This window comes from Pseudomonas sp. 37 R 15 (genome assembly GCF_900004865.1).
In the GTDB taxonomy this organism is placed as follows: Bacteria; Pseudomonadota; Gammaproteobacteria; order Pseudomonadales; family Pseudomonadaceae; genus Aquipseudomonas; species Aquipseudomonas fluorescens_AM.
The window spans coordinates 372,248-395,229 of sequence record NZ_CVTV01000020.1 but is presented as its reverse complement, the minus strand read 5'-3'; the positions used below and the strand labels follow the sequence as shown (position 1 = coordinate 395,229).

General features: G+C 62.9%; 21 protein-coding genes and 1 pseudogene. 18 read left to right on the top strand and 4 right to left on the bottom strand.

The window, feature by feature from the left end:
- Positions 1 to 40 precede the first annotated feature (40 nt).
- The 5 genes and pseudogenes from BFQ04_RS30325 to selO all read left to right on the top strand — a co-directional run.
- Positions 41 to 1,033: pseudogene (locus BFQ04_RS30325) on the top strand (MCP four helix bundle domain-containing protein); the annotation flags it as partial.
- On the top strand, positions 1,016 to 1,888 hold the full coding sequence (locus tag BFQ04_RS30320) for a methyl-accepting chemotaxis protein (protein ID WP_371914491.1): 873 nt from the start codon (positions 1,016 to 1,018) through the stop codon (positions 1,886 to 1,888). The pseudogene BFQ04_RS30325 and the gene BFQ04_RS30320, both read left to right, overlap by 18 nt.
- Before the next feature lie 321 nt (positions 1,889 to 2,209).
- The gene (locus BFQ04_RS06985; RefSeq protein ID WP_065950170.1) at positions 2,210 to 3,952 is read left to right on the top strand and encodes a potassium/proton antiporter; all 1,743 of its coding nucleotides are present in this window, start codon (positions 2,210 to 2,212) and stop codon (positions 3,950 to 3,952) included.
- A 49-nt stretch (positions 3,953 to 4,001) separates the two neighbouring features.
- Positions 4,002 to 7,379, top strand: coding sequence for a mechanosensitive channel MscK (mscK, locus tag BFQ04_RS06980; protein ID WP_065950169.1), 3,378 nt, complete (start codon positions 4,002 to 4,004; stop codon positions 7,377 to 7,379).
- Between the two features lie 48 nt (positions 7,380 to 7,427).
- Positions 7,428 to 8,891, top strand: a complete 1,464-nt coding sequence (gene selO / locus BFQ04_RS06975; protein WP_065950168.1) for a protein adenylyltransferase SelO — start codon at positions 7,428 to 7,430, stop codon at positions 8,889 to 8,891.
- 4 nt (positions 8,892 to 8,895) lie between these two features.
- On the opposite strand, the gene BFQ04_RS06970 is transcribed toward selO, so the two are convergent.
- Positions 8,896 to 9,297, bottom strand: coding sequence for a helix-turn-helix domain-containing protein (locus tag BFQ04_RS06970; protein ID WP_065950167.1), 402 nt, complete (start codon positions 9,295 to 9,297; stop codon positions 8,896 to 8,898).
- Positions 9,294 to 9,590: a type II toxin-antitoxin system HigB family toxin gene (locus tag BFQ04_RS06965; protein ID WP_065950166.1), complete on the bottom strand. Its 297-nt coding sequence runs from the start codon at positions 9,588 to 9,590 to the stop codon at positions 9,294 to 9,296. Before BFQ04_RS06965 ends, BFQ04_RS06970 begins: the two co-directional genes overlap by 4 nt.
- A gap of 222 nt (positions 9,591 to 9,812) precedes the next feature.
- Here BFQ04_RS06965 and trxC point away from each other — a divergent pair, with 222 nt between their 5' ends.
- On the top strand, positions 9,813 to 10,247 hold the full coding sequence (trxC, locus tag BFQ04_RS06960; protein WP_057724391.1) for a thioredoxin TrxC: 435 nt from the start codon (positions 9,813 to 9,815) through the stop codon (positions 10,245 to 10,247).
- 129 nt (positions 10,248 to 10,376) lie between these two features.
- Here trxC and BFQ04_RS06955 read toward each other — a convergent pair whose 3' ends face one another.
- Together BFQ04_RS06955 and BFQ04_RS06950 are read right to left on the bottom strand one after the other, a co-directional pair.
- Positions 10,377 to 10,598, bottom strand: coding sequence for a DUF6124 family protein (locus BFQ04_RS06955; RefSeq protein ID WP_065950165.1), 222 nt, complete (start codon positions 10,596 to 10,598; stop codon positions 10,377 to 10,379).
- Positions 10,599 to 11,057: 459 nt separating this feature from the next.
- On the bottom strand, positions 11,058 to 11,828 hold the full coding sequence (locus tag BFQ04_RS06950; protein WP_065950164.1) for a ParA family protein: 771 nt from the start codon (positions 11,826 to 11,828) through the stop codon (positions 11,058 to 11,060).
- 316 nt (positions 11,829 to 12,144) lie between these two features.
- Here BFQ04_RS06950 and BFQ04_RS06945 point away from each other — a divergent pair, with 316 nt between their 5' ends.
- The 12 genes from BFQ04_RS06945 to BFQ04_RS06890 are packed head-to-tail and all read left to right on the top strand — an operon-like array spanning position 12,145 to position 22,956.
- Positions 12,145 to 12,864, top strand: a complete 720-nt coding sequence (locus BFQ04_RS06945; RefSeq protein ID WP_065950163.1) for a beta-ketoacyl synthase chain length factor — start codon at positions 12,145 to 12,147, stop codon at positions 12,862 to 12,864.
- On the top strand, positions 12,840 to 13,652 hold the full coding sequence (locus tag BFQ04_RS06940; RefSeq protein ID WP_065950162.1) for a lysophospholipid acyltransferase family protein: 813 nt from the start codon (positions 12,840 to 12,842) through the stop codon (positions 13,650 to 13,652). The genes BFQ04_RS06945 and BFQ04_RS06940 overlap by 25 nt, the downstream gene beginning before the upstream one ends.
- Positions 13,630 to 13,899, top strand: a complete 270-nt coding sequence (locus tag BFQ04_RS06935; RefSeq protein WP_065886594.1) for a phosphopantetheine-binding protein — start codon at positions 13,630 to 13,632, stop codon at positions 13,897 to 13,899. Before BFQ04_RS06940 ends, BFQ04_RS06935 begins: the two co-directional genes overlap by 23 nt.
- A 9-nt stretch (positions 13,900 to 13,908) precedes the next feature.
- Positions 13,909 to 14,163: an acyl carrier protein gene (locus BFQ04_RS06930; protein WP_003209389.1), complete on the top strand. Its 255-nt coding sequence runs from the start codon at positions 13,909 to 13,911 to the stop codon at positions 14,161 to 14,163.
- Positions 14,160 to 14,705: a COG4648 family protein gene (locus BFQ04_RS06925; RefSeq protein WP_057724397.1), complete on the top strand. Its 546-nt coding sequence runs from the start codon at positions 14,160 to 14,162 to the stop codon at positions 14,703 to 14,705. Before BFQ04_RS06930 ends, BFQ04_RS06925 begins: the two co-directional genes overlap by 4 nt.
- Positions 14,702 to 16,372, top strand: coding sequence for an acyl-CoA synthetase family protein (locus BFQ04_RS06920; RefSeq protein ID WP_065950161.1), 1,671 nt, complete (start codon positions 14,702 to 14,704; stop codon positions 16,370 to 16,372). Before BFQ04_RS06925 ends, BFQ04_RS06920 begins: the two co-directional genes overlap by 4 nt.
- On the top strand, positions 16,365 to 17,099 hold the full coding sequence (locus tag BFQ04_RS06915; protein WP_065950160.1) for a glycosyltransferase family 2 protein: 735 nt from the start codon (positions 16,365 to 16,367) through the stop codon (positions 17,097 to 17,099). The genes BFQ04_RS06920 and BFQ04_RS06915 overlap by 8 nt, the downstream gene beginning before the upstream one ends.
- Complete coding sequence (locus tag BFQ04_RS06910; RefSeq protein ID WP_065950159.1) at positions 17,096 to 18,031, top strand: LpxL/LpxP family acyltransferase; 936 nt, start codon at positions 17,096 to 17,098, stop codon at positions 18,029 to 18,031. The genes BFQ04_RS06915 and BFQ04_RS06910 overlap by 4 nt, the downstream gene beginning before the upstream one ends.
- Complete coding sequence (gene hutH / locus BFQ04_RS06905; RefSeq protein WP_065950158.1) at positions 18,015 to 19,556, top strand: HAL/PAL/TAL family ammonia-lyase; 1,542 nt, start codon at positions 18,015 to 18,017, stop codon at positions 19,554 to 19,556. Before BFQ04_RS06910 ends, hutH begins: the two co-directional genes overlap by 17 nt.
- Entirely contained in the window at positions 19,549 to 19,974 is a 426-nt protein-coding gene (locus tag BFQ04_RS06900) for an acyl-CoA thioesterase (RefSeq protein ID WP_065950157.1), read from the top strand. Before hutH ends, BFQ04_RS06900 begins: the two co-directional genes overlap by 8 nt.
- Before the next feature lie 29 nt (positions 19,975 to 20,003).
- Positions 20,004 to 20,654, top strand: a complete 651-nt coding sequence (locus tag BFQ04_RS06895; RefSeq protein WP_065950156.1) for an outer membrane lipoprotein carrier protein LolA — start codon at positions 20,004 to 20,006, stop codon at positions 20,652 to 20,654.
- Positions 20,626 to 22,956 carry an MMPL family transporter gene (locus BFQ04_RS06890; RefSeq protein ID WP_065950155.1) on the top strand — a complete coding sequence of 777 codons (2,331 nt, stop codon included), beginning with the start codon at positions 20,626 to 20,628 and terminating at the stop codon, positions 22,954 to 22,956. Before BFQ04_RS06895 ends, BFQ04_RS06890 begins: the two co-directional genes overlap by 29 nt.
- Positions 22,957 to 22,982: the final 26 nt, after the last annotated feature.

Below are 22,982 nucleotides of genomic sequence, written 5' to 3'. Positions count from 1 at the left end.
CTTTTAAAAGGGCGGTGACGATAAAGAAAAATCACCTCGGATGCCAGGGTTATCCCTGGCGCGCAGCCCGATTCCAAAGGCCCGGGCCGCACTTTCGAGCCTTAGTGACTGCAATTACCCGATCTGGTTCCTGAATCGCTCAAACCCCCTGCTCAGATGCGACAAAAACGCACAGCCCCTTAAGACTTTAGTCGTAGGGCCGATACACGATGCACACCCCGTCTCATGGCCGCACGGATCGCGCTTCCCCCAGGATTCCAGCATGTCTCTTCGTAATATGAATATCGCGCCGAGGGCCTTCCTCGGCTTCGCGTTTATTGGCGCCTTGATGTTGGCTCTCGGCGTGTTCGCGCTGAACCAGATGAGCAAGATCCGAGCGGCCACCGAAGACATCACCCTGTCCAGCGTGCCCAGCATCCGCGCCCTCGACGAGTTCACCCAACTGACATTGCGCCTGCGTGTGTTGTCGTACCGCTTGCTCACCAACCGCGAGCCGGACGTGCAGCAAAAGACCCTGGAAGCCTTCGACGTACGCAACCAGCAGATCCGTACCGCCCAAGGCGTGTATGAAAAGCTGATCGAAAGCGGCGAAGAGCGTTCGACCTACAATGAATACGTGCGGTTGCTGGCTCAGTACCATCAGATCGAAGAGCGCATGAAGAGCCTGTCACGGGCCAATCAGGTCGACGAATTGCGCACCCTGCTCAATACCGAACTGCTGACCAACTCCGAGCAGGTCAACGGGGTACTCAACCGCCTGCTGGAAATCAATAACGCCATGGCCCTGGACACCAACCAGCAGGCCGAAGACCAGTACAACCTGGCCTTCAACATGGTCGTGGGCCTGCTGGTGATCGCCACCGCGCTGACCCTGTTGTTCGCCTGGCTGCTGACCCGCAGCATCACCGTGCCGATCTCCCAGGCCCTGGAAGCGGCGGAAGAAGTGGCCGAAGGCAACCTCACACGCCCGATCAAGGTCGATGGCAACGACGAAGCCGGCCGCCTGCTGGCCGCCATGGCCAAGATGCAGGACAAACTGCGCGACACCCTGCAACGCATCGCCGGCTCAGCCACGCAACTGGCGTCGGCCGCCGAAGAGCTCAACGCCGTCACCGACGAAAGCGCGCGCGGCCTGACCCAGCAGAACAACGAAATCGAACAAGCCGCCACCGCCGTCAACGAAATGACCAGCGCGGTCGAGGAAGTCGCACGCAATGCCGTGAGCACCTCTGAAGCTTCGCGCAACGCCACCACCTCCGCCGGCGACGGGCGTGACCTGGTGCAGGAAACCGTCAGCGCCATCGAACGCATGAGCGGCGACGTACAAGCCACCGCGACCTTGATTGGTGAGTTGGCCAATGAATCGCGCGATATCGGCAAGGTACTGGACGTGATCCGTGGCCTGGCCGACCAGACCAACCTGCTGGCCCTCAACGCGGCCATCGAAGCGGCGCGGGCCGGTGAGGCCGGGCGAGGTTTTGCCGTGGTGGCCGACGAAGTGCGCGCATTGGCCCATCGTACCCAGCAGTCCACCAGCGAGATCGAGCGCATGATCGGCAGCATCCAGGCCGGCACCGAGCATGCGGTGGATTCGATGCGCAACAGCACCGAGCGCGCCGAATCGACGCTGAACATCGCCAAGGGCGCGGGGCTGTCGCTGGACACCATCAACACCGCAATTGTCGAGATCAACGAGCGCAACCTGGTGATCGCCAGCGCGGCGGAAGAACAGGCTCAGGTCGCACGGGAAGTCGACCGCAACCTGGTCAATATCCGTGACCTGTCGGTGCAATCGGCCACAGGCGCCAGCCAGACCAGCGCGGCGAGCAACGAGCTGTCGCGCCTGGCCGTGGATTTGAACGGGATGGTCGGCCGCTTCCGCCTCTGACTGACGGCACGGGATTAAAATGTGGGAAGGGCTTGCCCTAATGCCAGTCTGTAGGAGCGAGCTTGCTCGCGAAAAACGTCAACGATAACGCGTGCTTCCTGAATGAACGCGGTGCCTGTGAGTTTTTCGCGAGCAAGCTCGCTCCTACACTGGCATCAGGGCCTGCCCCCTCCCACATTTGGAATGGGGTCGGAACCTTCATTATGGGATTCCCCCCACAAAAGCTTTTTGACAGCGCAGCAATTCAACAGGTTAGAATCCCTGGCACGCAGACTGCATGGTCAGTTTGCGCCCTGTCTTCCCTGCTCTGGAGTACTGCCTTTGAATGCGACGACCATCAACAGCCTGTTCTTGATCGGCGCGTTGCTGGTGAGTGCGAGCATTCTGGTGAGTTCTCTGTCGTCGCGCCTGGGCATCCCGATCCTGGTGATCATCCTGGCCGTGGGCATGATCGCCGGCGTCGATGGCGGCGGTATCATCTTCGATAATTACCCGACCGCCTACCTGGTGGGCAACCTCGCCCTGGCCGTGATCCTGCTCGACGGCGGTTTACGCACGCGGGTGGCGAGTTTCCGTGTGGCGCTCTGGCCAGCATTGTCCCTGGCCACTGTGGGGGTGCTGATCACCACCGGCCTCACCGGCATGGCAGCGGCCTGGCTGTTCGACCTCAATATCATCCAGGGCTTGCTGATCGGCGCCATCGTCGGCTCCACGGACGCTGCGGCAGTGTTCTCGCTGCTGGGCGGCAAGGGCCTGAACGAACGGGTCAGCGCCAGCCTGGAAATCGAATCGGGCAGCAACGACCCCATGGCGGTGTTCCTCACCGTGACCCTGATCGACATGCTCGCCAGCGGCCAGACCGGCCTGCATTGGAGCCTGCTGACCCACCTGATCCGCGAATTCGGCATCGGCGGCCTGGTTGGCCTGGGCGGCGGCTGGCTGATGCTGCAAATGGTCAACCGCATCAACCTGGCGAACGGCCTGTACCCGATCCTGGTGATCGCCGGCGGCCTGTTCGTCTTCGCCCTGACCAACGCCTTGCACGGCAGCGGTTTTCTCGCCGTGTACCTGTGCGGCCTGGTGATCGGCAACCGTCCGGTGCGCAGCCGCCACGGCATCCTGCATATGCTCGACGGCATGGCCTGGCTGGCGCAGATCGGCATGTTCCTGGTGCTGGGCCTGCTGGTCACGCCCCATGACTTGCTGCCCATCGCCCTGCCCGCCCTGGGCCTGGCACTGTGGATGATCCTGTTTGCGCGGCCGCTGTCGGTGATGGTCGGCCTGCTGCCGTTCAAGGCGTTCCACGGTCGCGAAAAGGCCTTTATCGCCTGGGTCGGCCTGCGCGGCGCGGTGCCGATCATCCTCGCGGTGTTCCCGCTGATGGCCGGCCTGCCCCATGCGCAGCTGTACTTCAACCTGGCGTTCTTTATCGTGCTGGTGTCGCTGCTGGTGCAGGGCACCAGCCTGCCGTGGGTGGCCAAGTTGCTCAAAGTCACCGTACCGCCGGACCCGGCGCCGATTTCCCGCGCCGCCCTGGAAGTGCACGTCACCAGTGAGTGGGAGCTGTTCGTCTACCGCCTGGGTGCGGAAAAATGGTGCATCGGTGCTGCCCTGCGCGAGCTGAAAATGCCTGAGGGCACGCGGATTGCCGCGTTGTTCCGTGGCCAGCAACTGCTCCATCCGTCGGGTAGTACAGTATTGGAAGTCGATGATTTGCTCTGCGTCATCGGCCATGAACACAACCTGCCGGCCCTGGGCAAACTGTTCAGCCAGGCACCGCAACGGGGTCTCGATCTGCGCTTCTTCGGCGACTTCGTCCTTGAAGGCGACGCCCAGCTGGGCGCGGTGTCGGCGTTGTACGGGCTCAAGCTCGAGGGTATCGACCCGGACATGCCGTTGAGCCGCTTCATCACCCAGAAAGTCGGCGGCGCGCCGGTGGTGGGCGACCAGGTGGAGTGGAACAACACCATCTGGACCGTCGCGGTCATGGACGGGAACAAGATTGGCAAAGTCGGCGTCAGATTCCCCGAAGGAAGTCGCCCGGGCCCCGGGCTCTTCCTCTAAACTGCGGGGCGACAACGCCCCGATTCTTCACCTTGCTCGACCGGTCTCTATGCCAACCCTGCGCACTTTTCTCGCTACTGCCCTGCTGGGCCTGACCCTTTGTGTCGGCACCGTCCACGCCGCCGACCCGCCCAGCGCCGACGCTATCCAGCAAACCCTGGACAAGCTGCCCGACCGCAAGCTGCCCGACGCCGACATGAAGGCATTGCAGGGCATCCTGCAACAAACCCTGACGTACCTGGCCAACAAGCAGGATTACGAGCAGCGCCTGGCCGATCTCAAACGCCAGCTTGAGGACGCGCCGCGCCAGACCGTCGAAAACCAGCGCGAGCTGACCCGGCTCAAGGCCACCAAAATCGTCCCGGTGGCCCAACGCTACGCCAGCCTGCCCGTGCCGCAGCTTGAGCAATTGCTGGTGCAGCGCAGCACCCAGCAAGGCGACCTGCAAAAAGAGCTGGCCGACGCCAACAGCCTGACCATCGCCGCCCAGACCCGGCCCGAGCGCGCCCAGACCGAGATCAGCAGCAGCCAGACGCGCATCCAGCAAATCAATGCGATCCTCAAGACCGGCAAAGACAACGGCAAAGCCCTCAACGCCGACCAGCGCAACCAGCTCAACGCCGAACTCGCCGCCCTGAATGCGCTGATCCCCCTGCGCCGCCAGGAACTGGCCGGCAACAGCCAGCTGCAAGACCTGGGCAACAGCCAGCACGACCTGATCCAGGAAAAAACCGCGCGCCTGGAGCAGGAAATCCAGGACCTGCAAACCCTGATCAACCAGAAACGCCTGGCCCAGTCACAGCAGACGGTGACCCAACAGTCCATCGAAGCGCAGAAAGCCGGCGGCAGCAGCCTGCTGGCCACGGAAAGCGCGGCCAACCTGAAGCTCTCCGACTACCTGCTCAAAAGCACCGACCGCCTCAACGACCTGACCCAGAAAAACCTGCAGACCAAGCAGCAACTGGACACCGTGACCCAAAGCGATTCGGCGCTGGACGAACAGATCAACGTACTCAAGGGCAGCCTGCTGCTGTCCAAGATCCTCTACAAACAGAAACAGGCGCTGCCGCGCTTGACCGTCGACCGCGACCTGGCCGACGACATCGCCAACATTCGCCTGTACCAGTTCGAGGTCAACCAGCAGCGCGAGCTGATCAGCTCTCCCAGCGCCTATGTGGATAACCTGCTGGCCAACCAGCCGCCGGACGACGTCACCCCGCAATTGCGCCGCACCCTGCTGGAACTGGCGATCACCCGCAGCGACCTGCTGGAGCGCCTGAGCCGTGAATTGAGCGCGCTGCTCAACGAATCCATCACCCTGCAACTGAACCAGAAACAACTGCTCAGCACCGCGACCACCCTGCGCGCCACGCTCGATGAGCAGATGTTCTGGATTCCGAGCAACAAACCGCTGGACACCGAGTGGCTGGAAACCGTACCGGCGCACCTGAGCAAGCAAGTCACCACCCTGCCCTGGGCCTCCAGCGTCAGCGAGCTGTATGACGGCCTGACCCAGCGCCCGTTGCTGTTCCTGCCGCTGCTGCTGTTGATCGGCGCGCTGCTGTGGCGGCGCAAGGCGTTGTATCAGCGCCTGAACAAGGTTCACCTGGACATCGGTCACTTCAAGCGCGACAGCCAGTGGCACACGCCGCAGGCGATCCTGATCAATATCCTGCTGGCAATGCCAGTATCCCTGGGCCTGGCGCTGTGCGGCTATGCCTTGCAGATCGACGCCCGTGGGCAAAACGCCAACCTGGGCTCGGCCCTGCTGCAGATCGCCCAGGCGTGGCTGGTGTTCTACACCGCTTACCGCATCCTCGCGCCCGGCGGTGTGGCCGAGCTGCACTTTCGCTGGGAAAAGCCCCAGGTCGAATTCCTCCAGGGCTGGGTGCGCAAGCTCGGGCTGGTGGTACTGGCCCTGGTGGCCGTGGTGGCCATCGCCGAACACCAACCGGCGGCACTCGCCGAAGACGTGCTGGGCATCGCCGTGGTCCTTACGTGCTACGGCCTGATGGCGTGGCTGCTCAGTCGCCTGCTGCTCAATAGCCCAACCCACGAAAAGGCCTCGCTGTTTCGCAAGACCATCGGGCTGGTGTTCACCGCCCTGCCGATCGCGTTATTCATTGCCGTGTGCTTTGGCTACTACTACACCGCGCTGAAACTCAGCGACCGGCTGATCAACACCCTGTACCTGCTGATGTTCTGGCTGGTGATCGAGGCCACCTTTGTACGCTGGCTGAGCGTCGCCGCCCGGCGCCTGGCCTACGCACGAGCGCTGGCCAAACGCCAAGCCGCCAAGGATGCCGGTGAAGGCGAAGCCGTGGTGGAAGAGCCGACACTGGACATCGAAAAGGTCAACGAACAATCCTTGCGCCTGATCCGCCTGGCCCTGCTCGGCGGTTTTATTGCGGCCTTGTACTGGGTATGGTCGGACCTGATCTCGGTATTTTCCTACCTGGATAACGTCACGCTGTACGAATACACCAGCGGCACGGGTGCGAATATCAGCATGGTGCCCATCAGCATCGGCGACCTGCTCGGTGCGTCGATCATCATCGGCATCACCTTCGCCCTGGCGCGCAACCTGCCCGGCCTGCTGGAAGTGCTGGTGCTCTCCAAGCTGGACCTGGCTCAAGGCAGTGCCTACGCCACCACCACCTTGCTGTCCTATATCATTGCCGGCGTCGGGTTTGTCACCACGCTGTCCACCCTTGGTGTGAGCTGGGACAAGCTGCAATGGCTGGTCGCAGCGCTGTCGGTGGGCCTGGGCTTCGGCATGCAGGAGATCTTTGCCAACTTCATCTCCGGCATCATGATCCTGTTCGAGCGCCCGGTGCGCATCGGCGACACCATTACTATCGGCAATCTGTCAGGCACGGTGAGCAAGATCCGCATCCGCGCCACCACCATCACCGACTTTGACAACAAAGACATCATCGTCCCGAACAAGACCTTCATTACCGGGCAACTGATCAACTGGTCACTGACCGACACCATCACTCGTGTCACCCTGAAGCTGGGCGTGGACTACGGCTCCGACCTGGACCTGGTGAAGGAATTGTTACTGAAGGCCGCACGGGAAAACCCGCGGGTACTGAAAGAACCTGAACCCCATGTGTACTTCCTCAACTTTGGCGAAAGCACGCTGGACCACGAGCTGCGCATGCATGTGCGCGACCTGGGCGACCGCAACCCGGTGCTGGACGAGGTCAACCGCTTTATCAACCGTGAGTTCAAGAAGCAGCACATCAACATCTCGTTCCGGCAGATGGAGATCTACCTGAAAAACCTCCACGGCCAGGAATACAAACTGGTGCCGGCCGAGGATGAGCGCAAGACCCTCGTCGCGCCCGAGCAGGATGCCCCCGAGCCGCCCGCCGCAAAGGTCGAAGATGCACCTGAACCCCCGCCGAGCAAACTCGACTAACGAACTGAGCCCCAGCGAAATGCTGGGGCATCCTGCTGGAGATGCCCGGTGAAAGCCCTCGACGAACTGACCTTCGACAACCGCTTCGCACGCCTGGGCGATGCGTTCTCAACCCACGTGCTGCCCGAGCCCCTCGACGAGCCGCGCCTGGTGGTGGCGAGCGACGCCGCCATGGCCCTGCTCGACCTCGACCCGGCCGTGGCCGAAACGCCCGTGTTTGCCGAACTGTTCGGCGGCCATAAACTGTGGGCCGAAGCGCAGCCGCGGGCGATGGTCTATTCCGGGCACCAGTTCGGCGGCTACACCCCGCAACTGGGCGATGGCCGAGGGTTGCTGCTGGGCGAGGTGTATAACCAGGCCGGCGAGCATTGGGACCTGCACCTCAAGGGCGCCGGCATGACGCCTTATTCACGCATGGGCGACGGGCGCGCGGTGTTGCGCTCCTCGATCCGCGAATTCCTCGCCTCCGAAGCCCTCCATGCATTGGGCATCCCCACCAGCCGCGCCTTGTGCGTGATCGGCTCCAGCACGCCGGTGTGGCGTGAAAAGCAGGAACGCGGGGCCATGGTGTTGCGCCTGGCACCCAGCCATATCCGCTTCGGGCACTTCGAATACTTCTACTACACCCAGAAGCCCGAGCAGTTGGCCGAGCTGGCCGAACACGTACTGAACCTGCATTACCCCGAGTGCCGCGAACAGCCTGAGCCGTATCTCGCGATGTTCCGCGAAATCGTCGAGCGCAACGCCGAGATGATCGCCAAATGGCAGGCGTATGGTTTCTGCCACGGCGTCATGAACACCGACAACATGTCGATCCTGGGCATCACTTTCGACTTCGGGCCGTTTGCGTTTCTGGATGATTTCGACGCGCACTTCATCTGCAACCATTCCGATCATGAAGGGCGCTATTCCTTCAGTAATCAGGTGCCGATCGGGCAGTGGAACCTCAGCGCACTGGCCCAGGCGCTCACGCCGTTTATCAGCGTTGACGCACTCAAAGAAGCCCTGGGCCTGTACCTGCCGCTGTACCAGGCGCACTACCTGGACCTGATGCGCCGCCGGTTGGGGCTGACGACCGCCGAAGAAGATGATCAGAAGCTGGTGGAGCACTTACTCAAACTGATGCAGAACAGCGGTGTGGATTACACCCTGTTCTTCCGGCGTTTGGGCGATGAATCAGCGGCGTTGGCCGTGGCGCGTTTGCGTGACGACTTTGTCGACCTGGCCGGTTTCGATGCCTGGGCCGAGCGATACAAGGCCCGTGTTGCAAGGGACGGGGACGACAGCGAGGCACAGCGCCGCGAACGCATGCATGCCGTGAACCCGCTGTACATCCTGCGCAATTACCTCGCCCAGAACGCTATCGCCGCCGCCGAGTCCGGGGACTACAGCGAAGTGCGGCGGCTGCATAAAGTGCTGACCAGGCCGTTCGAGGAACAAGCGGGGATGGAGCAGTATGCACAGCGGCCGCCGGATTGGGGCAAGCATCTGGAGATCAGTTGTTCGTCTTGACCGCTTAGATAAAGGTCTCCACGGACACCCCGAAACGCTCGGCCAGCCAACGAATCTGGCGCACGTTGAGCTGGCGCTTTCCGCTCAATATCTCCGAGACGACTGACTGTGCCCCAATCCCCGGAAGGTCGCTCTGGGTGAGATTGTGCTCGCGCATCATGTAGCGCAGCACATCGACCCCGCTGGCGACGGGCATTGGGCGGTGTTCACGGTCATAAGCTTCGATCCAGTCACTGAGAATGTCGACCAGGCTCATCAGCGGGCTGTCCTCGTCTTCACCCACGAGGCTCAACAACTCATCCAGACCGCATACCAGTGCGTCGTAGTCCGCCTCGTTTTCCGGCTTGCGCAGCACCGGCGAAACGAACTGCCAGTGTTCTGCCGCTACTTGCATAAGCGCGCTCATCTGTTTTTTTCCTTCCATTTGTCCTTCTCATAGTCGCGGTGGTCCAGCAGGTGCTTGATGTAAACGCGCTGCATTCGATACTGCACCGTCGCGATCAACCTCAGCTTGTTACCGCCAATATCAAACACATGAAATTCACCTACCTTGTCCGCGGCGGGAAACATGGCTTTCATTGCAGCGAAGTCCTTGGGGGCGTTGCGCTTGATCACGCGATACCACTGGTCCAAAGCCGTTGCCGAGCGCGGCCATGTTTCCTTTGCTTCCCAGATCCTCTTTTCACTGATGACTCGCATGCAACGTCCCTATCGCATCTTGCTATGGAGGTTAAACCTGATTTCCGACTATCGCAATTTGCTATATCCGTAAACAGACCAATGGCGCACAACAGCAAGCCTAGACAGACGACTCATTCGGCGCAGGAGAAACTGTGAGCGAATGAGTCTCTGCATCCAGCCTTGATAAATCTCAGCCCCGGCACCAGATACAACCTATTGGCCAGCCCCCAGGAGCCTCCGATGTCTGAACCTCTCGTAATCCCCTGCCCTCATTGCAACGGTCTCAACCGCATCCCCGGCGCACGCCTGGGTGATGCGCCCAAATGCGGCCGTTGCAAGCAGCCAGTGCTGTTGAACAAGCCGTTTGAATTGAAACAGGGCGACTACGCCAGCCAGATCAAGGGCGACCTGCCGTTGCTGGTGGACGTGTGGGCTGACTGGTGCGGGCCGTGCAAGTCGTTTGCGCCGGTATTCGAGCAGGCCGCCGGGCAGCTTGAAGGCAAATGCCGGTTGGCCAAGCTGGACAGCGAGGCCAACCAGCAGTTGTCGGCTCAGCTGGGGATTCGCTCGATTCCAAGTTTGATTCTGTTCAAGAATGGCCGGGAAGTGGCGCGCCAGAGTGGGGCATTCCCATTGCCACAGTTGATGAGTTGGTTGCGTAGTCAGGGCGTGTAACCCGAACCTTCAGAACAAGGCGGGACAGTGTGGGAGGGGGCTTGCCCCCGATAGCGGTGTAGCAGTGACACATAAGTGCCTGACACTCTGCCATCGGGGGCAAGCCCCCTCCCACATTTTGTCCGTGTTTCAGCCTTGGGACAGTGGGGCTTGGCGGTCCATCATCTGGCTGACCAGCATGACGCCAAGCTCGCTCAGTTGATGGATAGCCAGAGCCACATCGCGATGTTCACCGGTAAGGTCGTTGGATAGATTGAGCAATAAGGTGCGGACCGAGGAGAAGGTTTCGTAGCTGTTGATGATCAGCGCTTCGGTGGGAAGGTTGGGTGTGACGGTATAGAGGTTAACCATGAATCGTCTCCGGGTAGATGAGCCGCAACCAACCCGCTACTAAACGGAGGGTGGCAGCTGTACGCAGGTTAGTAGACCGGGGAGACGCAACCGGCGCGCTCGAAAGCGCCCTCCGTACAGCCACCATCAATTACTGATGATTTGCCGTACGTCTCACCACGGGCTACTAAACCCGATCACTGAACATTCAGCGACCGGCAAACCTTAGAGGCCCCCATCCAGACGCACAAGCCGGCGGATTCTGGCGTAGCTGTAGGCAAGGTTACAAGGCCAATCCCCTGCTGCCAGACCGTTCCTACAGCCTTCGTAGGATAAGTCCCAGAAACCCAACTGAAATGCAATCCAAATGTGGGAGGGGGCTTGCCCCCGATTGCGGTATGTCAGCCAGCTTATCTGTAGCTGACACACTGCTATCGGGGGCAAGCCCCCTCCCACATTGGGTCTGTGTAGCCCTTAGGATCAGGCGTTTTCCAGCAGGTTATGCAATTCAACAAACTGCTGCGTCAGCTTGTGCCGTGGGTCCAGGTGAATCAGCGGCTTGCTCTCCTGGTGCGACTCACGCATGCGCACCGAACTGGCCAGGTACACCGGCAGCACCGGCAGCCCTTCGGCAATCATTTCATCGAGTATCTGCTGCGGCAGGCTTGCCCGGGCCTGGAACTGGTTGACCACGATACCTTCCACTTCCAGGCCTTCGTTATGGTCCTCCTTCAATTCTTCGATTTCAGCCAACAGCCCATACAGGGCCTGGCGCGAAAAGCTGTCGCAATCAAAGGGAATCAGCACACGATCAGCGGCGATCAGCGCCGAAACCGCATAAAAATTCAAGGCTGGTGGCGTGTCCAGGTAGATACGGTCGTAGTCCTCGCTCAGCTCATCCAGCAGCTTTCGCAGCTTGTTGATCTTGTGCTTGGCCTCAAGCTTGGGCTGCAGGTCCGCCAGTTCCGGGGTGGCGGTGATGACATGCAGGTTGTCGAAGGGCGTCTCGTAGATATCCACCTTGTTCTTCTTGGAAAACGGCCCGGAAGACAGGGTTTGCTTGAAAAAGTCGGCGATCCCCATGGGAATATCGTCACCGGTCAGCCCGGTGAGGTACTGGGTGGAGTTGCCCTGTGCATCGAGGTCCACCAACAGGGTTCGATAACCTTCGCTGGCGCTGACGGCCGCCAGGTTGCAAGCGATGCTGGACTTGCCCACGCCGCCTTTCTGATTGAACACCACGCGCCGCATGGAAAAACCTCCGCGTATCAATGAATAACCCGAGTGTAGAGCGCAAAAGCGCCGGTTAGCTACCTCGTTCATCCATCCGCTGTGTCTGGCTCACAAATGAATGGGAACGCTGCCACAATCCGGTTCGCCCCTCGGTCGCCGACGATCTGTAAATTCCTCCCACTTATTTGTGAACAATCGTGAACAAATTTTAACCAATATTTGCTAGAACCCCGCAGCACCGGGATAATGCGCGCCATTCGGCCATTGTCCTCTGTCCCGGAATCCGGGGCCATTGGCCGCACATGGAAGCCCGCAGGGGCGGGATAACTTCTCAGTGATCAACTTCAACATCGCCCAATGGCGCGCCTGGGCTCCTGGCCTTGAGAGTGCGGACGACTGGCACGCCTGGTGCCGGGACCCGGTGTTGCTGCCTGTCAGCGACGCGTCTCCCGATGTGTCATTTTTGCCAGCTATGCAGCGCCGCCGCCTGAGCCGACTGGCGCGCATGGCGTTCAGCGTCGGCTGGCCGCTGGCCGAAGGCCTTGACGACCTGCCGCTGGTGTTCATTTCCCGCCACGGCGAAACCCCGCGCACCCTCGACATCCTCAGCGACCTGGCCAACGAGCAGCCACTGTCGCCGACCCAGTTCAGCCTGTCGGTGCATAACGCGGTGATTGGCCTGTGGTCGATCCTGCGCAATGAAACCAGCGAGATGACTGCCCTCGCCGCCGCCGGTGATGGCCTCGAACACGGCGTGCTCGAAGCCGCCGCATTGCTCAACGAAGGCGCCCCGGCCGTGTTGCTGGTGCTGACCGAAGAACAACCGCCCCAGGCGTACGCCAGCTGGATCGCTGACGTGCCCTTCCCCTATGCCCTGGGCCTTTTGCTGACGCCGGGCGACGAGTGGCAACTGGAACTAAACAGCAGCGCTGTCCAACTCACTCAAACCCAGTGGCCTCACGCCCTGAACCTGCTGCGCACTCTGTTGACCGAACAGGGCGCCTGCCAACATGCCTGGAAGAACCGAGTATGGAACTGGCGACGCAAGTCCTGAACGACAAACCACGGCAGGCCTATTACTGGCGCCTGTTCGCAACGGCCGCCAGCTTCTTTGTGTTCGGCGTCGGCGGGCTGTGCCTGCGCTTGCTGGTGTTCCCGCTGCTCAGTTGCCTGCCGGGCGACGCCAGGCAGCATCAACGACGCGCGCGCCACACCATCAGTTGCCTGTTCTGGTTTTTCATTCGCCTGATGAAAGGGCTGGGCATCCTCACGTACAGCGTCGAGGGCGCGGAAAAGCTCGGCCGCCCTGGCCAGATGATCGTCGCCAACCATCCGTCGCTGATCGATGTCGTGTTCCTGATCGGCCTGATGCGCCAGACCAATTGCGTGGTCAAGCAGAGCCTGTTCCAGAACCCGTTCACCCGCGGCCCGGTGCGCGACGCCGGCTACATCAGCAACGATGGCAGCGCCGACATGCTCGATGCCGCCGCCGATGCCCTGCGCGCGGGGCAAACCCTGATCATCTTTCCCGAAGGCACCCGCACCACGCCAGGCAGCGCACCGGCCTTTCATCGCGGCGGCGCGGCCATTGCACTGCGCGGCGCGACGATCATTACCCCGGTGGTGATCAAGGTCAGCCCCACCACCCTGACCAAGGCCGAGCCCTGGTATCGCATTCCCAAATGCCGATTTCACTTCAGTTTGCGCGTGGGGGCCGATATAGAACCACACGCGTTTGCCGCACTGGGCCCCGCGCCCCAGGCGTCACGCAAGCTCAACGATTACCTGCATCACTATTTCATTAAGGAGCTCGCCGAAGATGAGCGACCAACACCGCCTTGAGCACGACATAAAGACGCTGATCATCGAGGCCCTGGGCCTGGAAGACATCAGCGCCGACGACATCGGCAGCGACCAGACCCTGTTTGGCGAGGGCCTGGGCCTGGATTCGGTCGACGCCCTGGAACTGGGTCTGGCGATTCAGAAAACGTACGGCATCAAGATCGACGCCGACGCCAAGGACACGCGCAATCACTTCACCAACGTGGCCAGCCTTGCGGCATTCGTCACGGCCAGACAGGCAGCTTGAGACCGGACCATGCAAACTCGTGACGATATTTTCAACACCCTGCGCGACGCCTTGGTGGAACTGTTTGAACTGGAGCCCGAGCGCGTCACCCTGGACGCCAACCTGTACCAGGACCTGGAAATCGACAGCATCGATGCCGTGGACCTGATCGACCATATCAAGCGCCAGACCGGCAAGAAGATCGCCGCCGAGGAGTTCAAGGCGGTGCGTACCGTCAATGACGTGGTTGAGGCGGTGTACCGTCTGGTCCAACCCGCCGCATGAGCCGGCTGATCGGCCTTGGCCTGTTGCTGGCGGGGCTGCTGTACCCCTTTGCGGTGTATTACGGCACCGAGCATTTTGCGCCATGGCAATTCGGCCTGCTGTTGGGCAGCCTGTGGTTGCTGCGCGCGTTCACTGCTGCACGACGCCCAGGCAGTCGCTGGATGGCGCTGGTGGTGATCGTGTTTTGCCTGGCGCTGGCCTGGTTCGATAACCCGCAATGGCTGCGCTGGTACCCCAGCCTGGTCAGTGGGTTCATGCTGGCACTGTTCGGCCTGAGCCTGAAATACGGGCCGCCGATGGTCGAGCGCCTGGCGCGCATGACTGAGCCGGACCTGCCGTCGAACGCGGTGCTGTATACGCGCCAGGTCACCGTGGTGTGGAGCGTGTTTTTTCTGTGTAATGGCCTGCTCGCTGCCGCCCTCACCTTGTGGGCGCCGCTGAGCTGGTGGACGTTGTACAACGGCTTGATCGCCTACGGGCTGATGGGGCTGTTGTTTGCCGTGGAATGGCTGGTACGACAAAGGGTTCGAGGCCGCGTATGAAAGGTTTGAAACTTGAGCACCTGCTGCTCGAGCCGCAGGAACAACGCCGGGTCACCACTGAGCCGGCGCTCAATCATGCTCAACTGATGGAGCAGTCCCTGCGCCTGGCGGCAGGCTTGCAGGCGCGCGGCATCCAGCGCCTGGCGGTGCACCTGGAAGACGCCGGCGTGCTGGCGATTGCGTTGCTCGGCGCCTGGCGTGCCGGGGTCAGCGTACTGCTCCCCGCCGACCTGCAGCCGCAAACCCGTCAGCGCTGGGATGCCGTCGTCGATGCCTGGCTGACGCAGGCTGCGGACCTTGAGGCGTTGTACCAAACGCCACTGAGCCCTGCCGCCCTTGACCTCGATCGCTGCCAACTGAGCCTGTGCACCTCCGGCTCCAGCGGTGAACCCAAGCGTATCGACAAGTCCCTGCGCCAGCTGGCCAATGAGGTACAGGCGCTGGAGGCACTGTGGGGCGCCGATCTGCAAGACGCCTGCATCATCGGCAGCGTCGCCACCCAACATATCTACGGGTTGCTGTTCCGCGTGCTGTGGCCACTGTGCGCCGGTCGCACGTTTTTGCGCAGGCAACTGGCATTCCCCGAGGACATGCAGCGCGCCAGTCGCGAGCATTCGCCATTCGCCTGGGTGGCCAGCCCGGCGCTGCTCAAGCGCATGGGCGATAACCTCGACTGGCCGGCGCTGAGCCAGGTCTCACGGGTGTTTTCCTCGGGCGGGGCCTTGCCTGTCGAAGCCGCCGGCAGCCTCTATGACCGCTTGCAGCAGTGGCCGACGGAAATCCTCGGCAGCTCGGAAACCGGTGGCATCGCCTGGCGCCAGGGCGCACAACCCTGGCAGCCGTTTGCCGACGTGCACCTGAGCCAGGATGCCGACGGTGCCCTGCGCATTGCCTCGCCCTACCTGCCCGCCGGGCATATCGAACAGACTGCCGACGCCGCGCGCATCCATGCCGATGGCCGCTTCGAACTGCTCGGCCGCCTGGACCGCATCGTCAAGCTGGAAGAAAAACGCATCGCCCTGCCGATGCTCGAACAGGCATTGATCACCCATCCGTGGGTCGCTGAAACCCGCCTGGGCGTGGTGCAGGAAAACCGCGCTTCACTCGGTGCCCTGGTGGTACTGAGCGCAGAGGGCCTGCATGCTCTGCGCAACCAGGGCCGGCGCACGGTGACCCAAACCCTGCGCCAGCACCTGAGCCAGCATTGCGAAGCCCTGGCCTTGCCCCGCCGCTGGCGTTTGCTGCGCCAACTGCCGCTCAACAGCCAGGGCAAGCTGCCCCAGGCCGATATCGAGGCGCTGTTGCTGGCCCCCCGCCCCAAGGCGCCGGACGTGCTGGCGCAGGTCGAGACCGACGGAGAATGGACATTGCAACTGAGCGTGCCGCCCGACCTGGCCTATTTCAGCGGGCATTTTCCAGTCACGCCTGTGCTGCCGGGCGTGGTGCAAGTGGAATGGGCGTTCAACCTGGGCCAGCAACTGCTCGACTTGCCGAGTACGTTTGCCGGCATGGAAGTGCTCAAGTTCCAGCAACTGGTGCGTCCCGGTGATCGCATTCAATTGCACCTGCGCTTTGACCAAGAGCGCGGCAAGCTGTACTTCGCCTATCGCCACGGGGATGCTGCCTGCTCAAGTGGCCGCATAGTGCTGGAGGCCACGCATGCATAACCCCTGCGCCCTGATCCCGGTGTACAACCACGAAGCCGCCGTGCCCGCCGTGGTCCGCAGCCTGCTGGGCAGCGGCTTGCCTTGCCTGCTGGTGGACGACGGCAGCAGCCCGGCCTGCGCGGCGATACTGGCGCAACTGGCTACCCTCGATAACGTCACCCTGCTGACGCTGCCCCACAACCAGGGCAAGGGCGCCGCCGTCATGGCGGGCTTTCGCGAAGCCGCGCGCCTGGGCTACAGCCACGCCCTGCAAGTGGACGCCGACGGCCAGCATGACCTGCGCGAAGTCGAGACCTTTATCGACACCTCCCGCAGACACCCCGACGCGATCATCTGCGGCTATCCCGAATACGACGAAAGCGTGCCCAAGGGCCGTCTCTACGCACGCTACCTGACCCACGTGTGGGTATGGATCAACACCTTGTCGTTGCAGATTCGCGACTCGATGTGCGGCTTTCGCGTGTACCCGCTGGCGCCCACGCTGGCGCTGATGGACTCGGCCTACATCGGCACGCGCATGGATTTCGACTCGGACATCCTCGTGCGCCTGGCCTGGCGCAACCAGCCAATGCGCTGGCTGCCGACCCAGGTGCATTACCCCGCCGACGGCCTGTCGCACTTTCGCCTGTTGCACGACAACGTGCGTATCAGCGCCATGCATACGCGACTGTTCTTCGGCATGCTGGTGCGCGCGCCCGCCATCCTGTGGCGTCGGTGGCAGGCATGAGCGGCGGCAGCAAACACTGGGCCGACCGCGAAGAGCGCGGCAGCTTCTGGCTGATGAAACTCACGGCGTTCGCGGCAAAGGTCCTAGGCCGGCGCCTGTTGAGCCCGTTGCTCTACAGCATCGTGTTCTACTTCTTCCTGTTCGGCCGCACCGCGCGCCAGAGCGCCTGGCAATACCAGCAACGCCTGGCGCAGTGGAGCGGGCGTGACGAGCTGCTGCCGACCCACGCCAAGGTGTTCGGCCAGTTCATGGCCTTCGCCGACTCCCTGCTCGACAAGCTGGACGTGTGGAACGGCAAGCTGCGCCTGGAGCAGATCGACATCAACGACCCCGCGCAATTGCGCGGCCAGTTGCGTGGAGCGCGCGGGCAGATGCTGGTGGGCGCGCACCTGGGCAACCTGGAAGTGTGCCGCGCGCTGGCGGAGATCGGCGAACAGGTCACCATGAACGTCCTGGTGCACACCAAGCACGCCGAGCGTTTCAATCGCCTGCTGGGTGAAGCCGGTGCGACCCATTTGCGCCTGATCCAGGTCAGCGAGCTGGACCCGGCCACCATGCTGCTGCTCAGCCAGCGCCTGGACGACGGCGAATGGCTGGCCATTGCCGGCGACCGCATCCCGCTGCACGGCGGGCGCACGGTGCGCGTGGACTTCCTCGGGCAGCAGGCCGCATTCCCCCAGGGCCCGTGGCTGCTGGCCGGCCTGCTCAAATGCCCGGTCAACCTGCTGATGTGCCTCAAGCACCAGGGCCGCTATCGCCTGACCATCGAGCCCTTCGCGCCGTTGGTCGAATGGAAGCGCAGCACCCGTGAGCAGGTCATCGCCCAGTGGGCCGCCCGCTACGCCGCACGCCTGGGCCAGTTCTGCCTGCAAGCGCCGCAACAATGGTTCAACTTTTACCCTTTCTGGAAGACCGATGACCACGCCTCTTGAGCCGATAACCTTTGGCGAACGCCCCCTGCGCATCGAAGACGTCCTGGCCCTGGCCAACCGTCAGGTGCCCACTCGATTGCAGGACGATGCCGCGTATCGCCAGCGCATCGCCAAAGGCGCGCAGTTCCTTGATTCGCTGCTGGACAAGGAAGGCGTGATCTACGGCGTGACCACCGGCTACGGCGACTCCTGCGTGGTGGCGGTGCCGCTCGAACACGTCGAGGCGCTGCCACGTCATCTGTACACCTTCCACGGTTGCGGCCTGGGCAAGTTACTCGACGCCCAAGCCACTCGCGCCGTGCTGGCGGCGCGCTTGCAGTCGCTGTGCCATGGTGTTTCCGGGGTGCGCGTGGAACTGCTGGAGCGCCTGCATGGATTCCTCGAACACGACGTGCTGCCGCTGATCCCTGAAGAAGGCTCGGTGGGCGCCAGCGGCGATCTGACGCCGCTGTCCTACGTAGCTGCGACGCTCTCCGGCGAGCGAGAAGTGCTGTTTCGTGGCGAGCGCCGCCAAGCCGCCGACGTGCACCACGAACTGGGCTGGGAACCACTGGTGCTGCGCCCCAAGGAAGCCCTGGCGTTGATGAACGGCACAGCGGTAATGACCGGCCTGGCCTGCCTGGCCTTCGCCCGCGCCGACTACCTGCTGCAACTGGCCACGCGCATCACCGCGCTGAATGTGGTGGCGCTGCAAGGCAACCCGGAACACTTCGACGAGCGCCTGTTCGCTGCCAAGCCCCACCCCGGGCAGATGCAGGTCGCCGCCTGGCTGCGCCAGGACCTGGCCATCGATGCACCGACCGCCCCGCTGCACCGCCTACAGGATCGCTACTCCCTGCGCTGCGCGCCCCACGTGCTCGGCGTACTGGCCGACAGCCTGAACTGGCTGCGCGCGTTTATCGAAATCGAACTGAACAGCGCCAACGACAACCCGATCATCGACGCCGAGGAGGAGCGCGTGCTGCACGGCGGGCACTTCTACGGCGGGCACATTGCCTTTGCCATGGACAGCCTCAAGACCCTGGTGGCCAATGTCGCCGACCTGCTCGACCGCCAACTGGCGCTGCTGGTGGACGTGCGTTACAACCACGGCCTGCCGAGCAACCTTTCGGGCGCGCCGGCCGACCGCGCAATGATCAACCATGGCTTCAAGGCCGTGCAGATCGGCACCAGCGCCTGGACCGCCGAAGCGCTGAAGAACACCATGCCGGCCAGCGTGTTCTCGCGCTCGACCGAGTGCCATAACCAGGACAAGGTCAGCATGGGCACCATCGCCGCCCGCGATGCGATCCGCGTGCTCGAGCTGACCGAACAGGTCGCCGCCGCCACCTTGCTCGCCGCCAACCAGGGCGTGTGGCTGCGTGCCCAGGCTGAAGAGGCACGAGCGCTGCCACCGGCACTGGCTGCGATGCACGAAGAACTGGCCAAGGACTTCCCGCCGGTCATCGAAGACCGCGCCCTGGAAGGCGAACTGCGCCTGTGCCTGCAACGCATCGCCGAGCAACACTGGAGGCTGCATGCGTAGCCCCGGCGTGTTGCACTGCGACACTCAGATCCTCGTGCCGTTTTTCGATATCGACACCATGCATGTGGTGTGGCACGGGCATTACGTGAAGTACCTGGAAGTGGCGCGCTGCGCGTTGCTGGACAAGATCGGCCATAACTACACCGCGATGCTCGACGCCGGCTATGCCTGGCCGGTGATCGACATGCAGCTGCGCTATGTGCGCGGCGCCACCTTCGGCCAGACCCTCAACGTGCGCGCCAGCCTGGTGGAGTGGGAGAACCGCTTGAAGATCAATTACCTGATTACCGACCTGGCCAGCGGCGAACGCCTGACCCGCGCCAGCACCGTGCAGGTCGCGGTAGAAATCGCCAGCCGCGAAATGCAGCTTGCCTCCCCGACAATATTCACCAACGCCGTCGAAAGGGCCTTGAAATGAGATCCCATGTGGGAGGGGGCTTGCCCCCGATGGACGTCAACGATAACGCGGGTCGCCTGACACTGCGCAGTGCTCTCAGGTCCTTCGCGAGCAAGCTCGCTCCTACAGTGGCCGCCGCATTGCTGAGCTTCAACGCCCACGCCTTCGACCTGCAGCAACTCAGCGATCAACTGGCCAAACCCAGCGTGATCCACGGCAACTTCACCCAGGAAAAACACCTGCGCGCCCTGCCCCAGCCGCTGGTCAGCCAAGGCACCTTCGTGCTCGCCAAGGACCACGGCCTGTTGTGGTTGCTGAAAACTCCGCTGCAGCAGGACTACCGCATCAGCGCCCAGGGCATCGCCCGGCGCGACGCCAACGGCTGGCAACTGCTGCCGAACAAGAGTGCCGGCGCCGAGCAGAATCGCCTGTTCCTCGCCGTGCTCCAGGGCGACAGCAGCGGCTTGCAGCGTGACTTCGACCTGCAACTGCAAGGCCAGGCCCAGCAGTGGAAGCTCACGCTGATCCCACGCTCACTGCTGCTCAAGCAGGTATTCACCCAAATCAATATCGACGGCGGCGCGCTGGTGAAGACCATCGAGCTGCTGGAAACCCAGGGCGACAGCACCGTACTGCGCATGCAGGACAGCACCGCCGACCAGCCGTTGAGCGATGCGGAGCAGCACGACTTTGCCCAGTGAGCGCCTGCTGCCACGCCTGTTCCTGATCCTGCTGGTGGCGGTATTGGCCCTGGCCGGCTGGCAGTGGCGCCAGGGTGCGCCGCTGTCGGCCAACCTGATGGAACTGGTGCCCGGCAGTACGCCGGACGCTCTGGAGCTGCAAGCCGAGCAGCGCATGCAGGAACCACTGAACCGCGAGATGCTGGTGCTGGTGGGGCATGCCGACCGCCAGCAAGCGCTGGCCATGGCGCAGCAACTGGCCGAGCGCTGGCAGGCCAGCGGTCTGTTCGAAAAGGTGCAGTGGAACCTGCAGGCCGACTTGCCGGCGCTGCGCGAGCAACTGCTGCGCGGCCGACTGGCGATGCTGTCGGCCAGGGACCGCGAGCAACTGATCGAACAGCCTGACGGGTTCATCCAGCAGCGCGTGCAGTCGTTGTTCGACCCCTTCACCGGCTTCAGCCTGGTGCCGAGCCAGGACGACTGGCTGGGCCTGACCGGGCGCATCCAGAACAGCCAGCCGCAACACGGCGCGGTACAGCTGGATATCGGCAGCGGCGCGTTGATTGCCGACGCCGACGGCAAAAGCTGGGTGCTCCTGCGGGCGCGCACCACCGGCAATGCATTCGACATGAAACTGCCGCTGCAAGTGGCGGATCTGCTCCAGGCCAGCCGCGCCCAGGCCGGCGCGCAAGGCGTGCAGCTGCTCGCCGCCAGCGGCTTGCTCTATGCGGCCAACGGGCAGCAGCAAGCCACGCGGGAGATCACCTGGGTCGGCGGCGGCGCAACCCTGGGCATCCTGATATTGCTGCTGCTGGCGTTCCGGCGCTGGCGGGTGCTGCTGGCGTTCGTGCCGGTGGTGGTCGGCATGCTGTTTGGCGCAGTCGCCTGTGTGGCGCTGTTCGGCCATATGCATGTGATGACCCTGGTGCTGGGCTCAAGCCTGATCGGCGTGGCGGTGGATTACCCGCTGCACTACCTGTCCAAAAGCTGGAGCCTGCAGCCGTGGCGCAGTTGGCCGGCATTGCGCCTGACCCTGCCGGGGCTGAGCCTGAGCCTGGCCACCAGCTGCATCGGCTACCTGGCGCTGGCCTGGACGCCGTTCCCGGCGCTGACGCAAATCGCGGTGTTCTCGGCAGCCGGTCTGGTCGGCGCTTATCTGTGCGCCGTGTGCCTGCTGCCCGCGCTGCTCAGCGGTGTCGACCTGCGCCCGGCGCAATGGCCGCTGCGCATCGCCGAACGCTTGTGGCAGTGGCGGGCGGCATTGATCAAACGCGTGCCCGGCGCGGTGTTGCTGGTGTGGGTGCTGTTGTTCTGCGCCGGTGGCCTGTGGCAATTGAACAGTAAAAACGATATCCGCCAGTGGATCGGCGCGCCGCCGCAATTGCTCGAGCAAGCCCAGGCCGTGGCGCGCATTACCGGGTTCCAGCCCACCAGTCAGTTCTTCCTGGTGCGGGCCGACAATCAGCAGCAGTTACTGGAACGCCAGGCCGCCCTGGGCCAGCGCCTGGATCAACTGGTGAATATGGACAAGCTCCAGGGTTACCTGGCGTTGAATCAACTGGTCAACCTGCCCGCCGAGCAGCAGCAACTGCGCGACGCGCTCAATACCCTCGCGCAGCATTGGCAACCGTTGCTGGACCTTGGCGTTCCCGCCGCCGCGTTGCAAGCTGAAGTCGCGCAACTGCAGGCGCTGCCCAGCGAAGACATCGACGCCGCGCTCAAAGGCCCCCTGGCCGAGCCATGGCGCATGCTGTGGCTGGGCCCGGTAGACGGCGGCGTGGCGGCGATGGTCAGCCTGCAGGGCCTGAACAACCCAGCGTTGCTGCGGGTGCAGGCGGTGGATTTGCCCGGCGTACAACTGGTGGATCGCCTGGGTGATTTGAACCGCGTGTTTGCCGACACTCAAATCAGCGCGGCCGAATTGAAATTGCTGTCCTGTGGGCTGATCGTGCTGCTGTTGATGCTGCCCTTCGGCTTCACCGGCGCCGTGCGCGTCGTCGCGCTGCCGTTGCTGGCGGCGCTGTGCAGCCTGGCCAGCCTCGGTTGGCTGGGCCAGCCGCTGACCCTGTTCAGTCTGTTCGGCCTGCTGCTGGTCACGGCCATCAGCGTCGACTACGCGATCCTGATGCGCGAGCAGATCGGCGGGGCCTCCGTCAGCCTGCTGGGAACCTTGCTGGCCGCGCTGACCACTTGGTTATCGTTCGGCCTGCTGGCCGTCTCAAGTACCCCGGCGGTGAGCAATTTCGGCCTGTCGGTCAGCCTCGGCCTGGCCTTCAGCTTTATGCTGGCGCCCTGGGCCGGGCAACAAAAACACGCCTTATGAATGTGAATATCGCCAAAGCGGCAAGG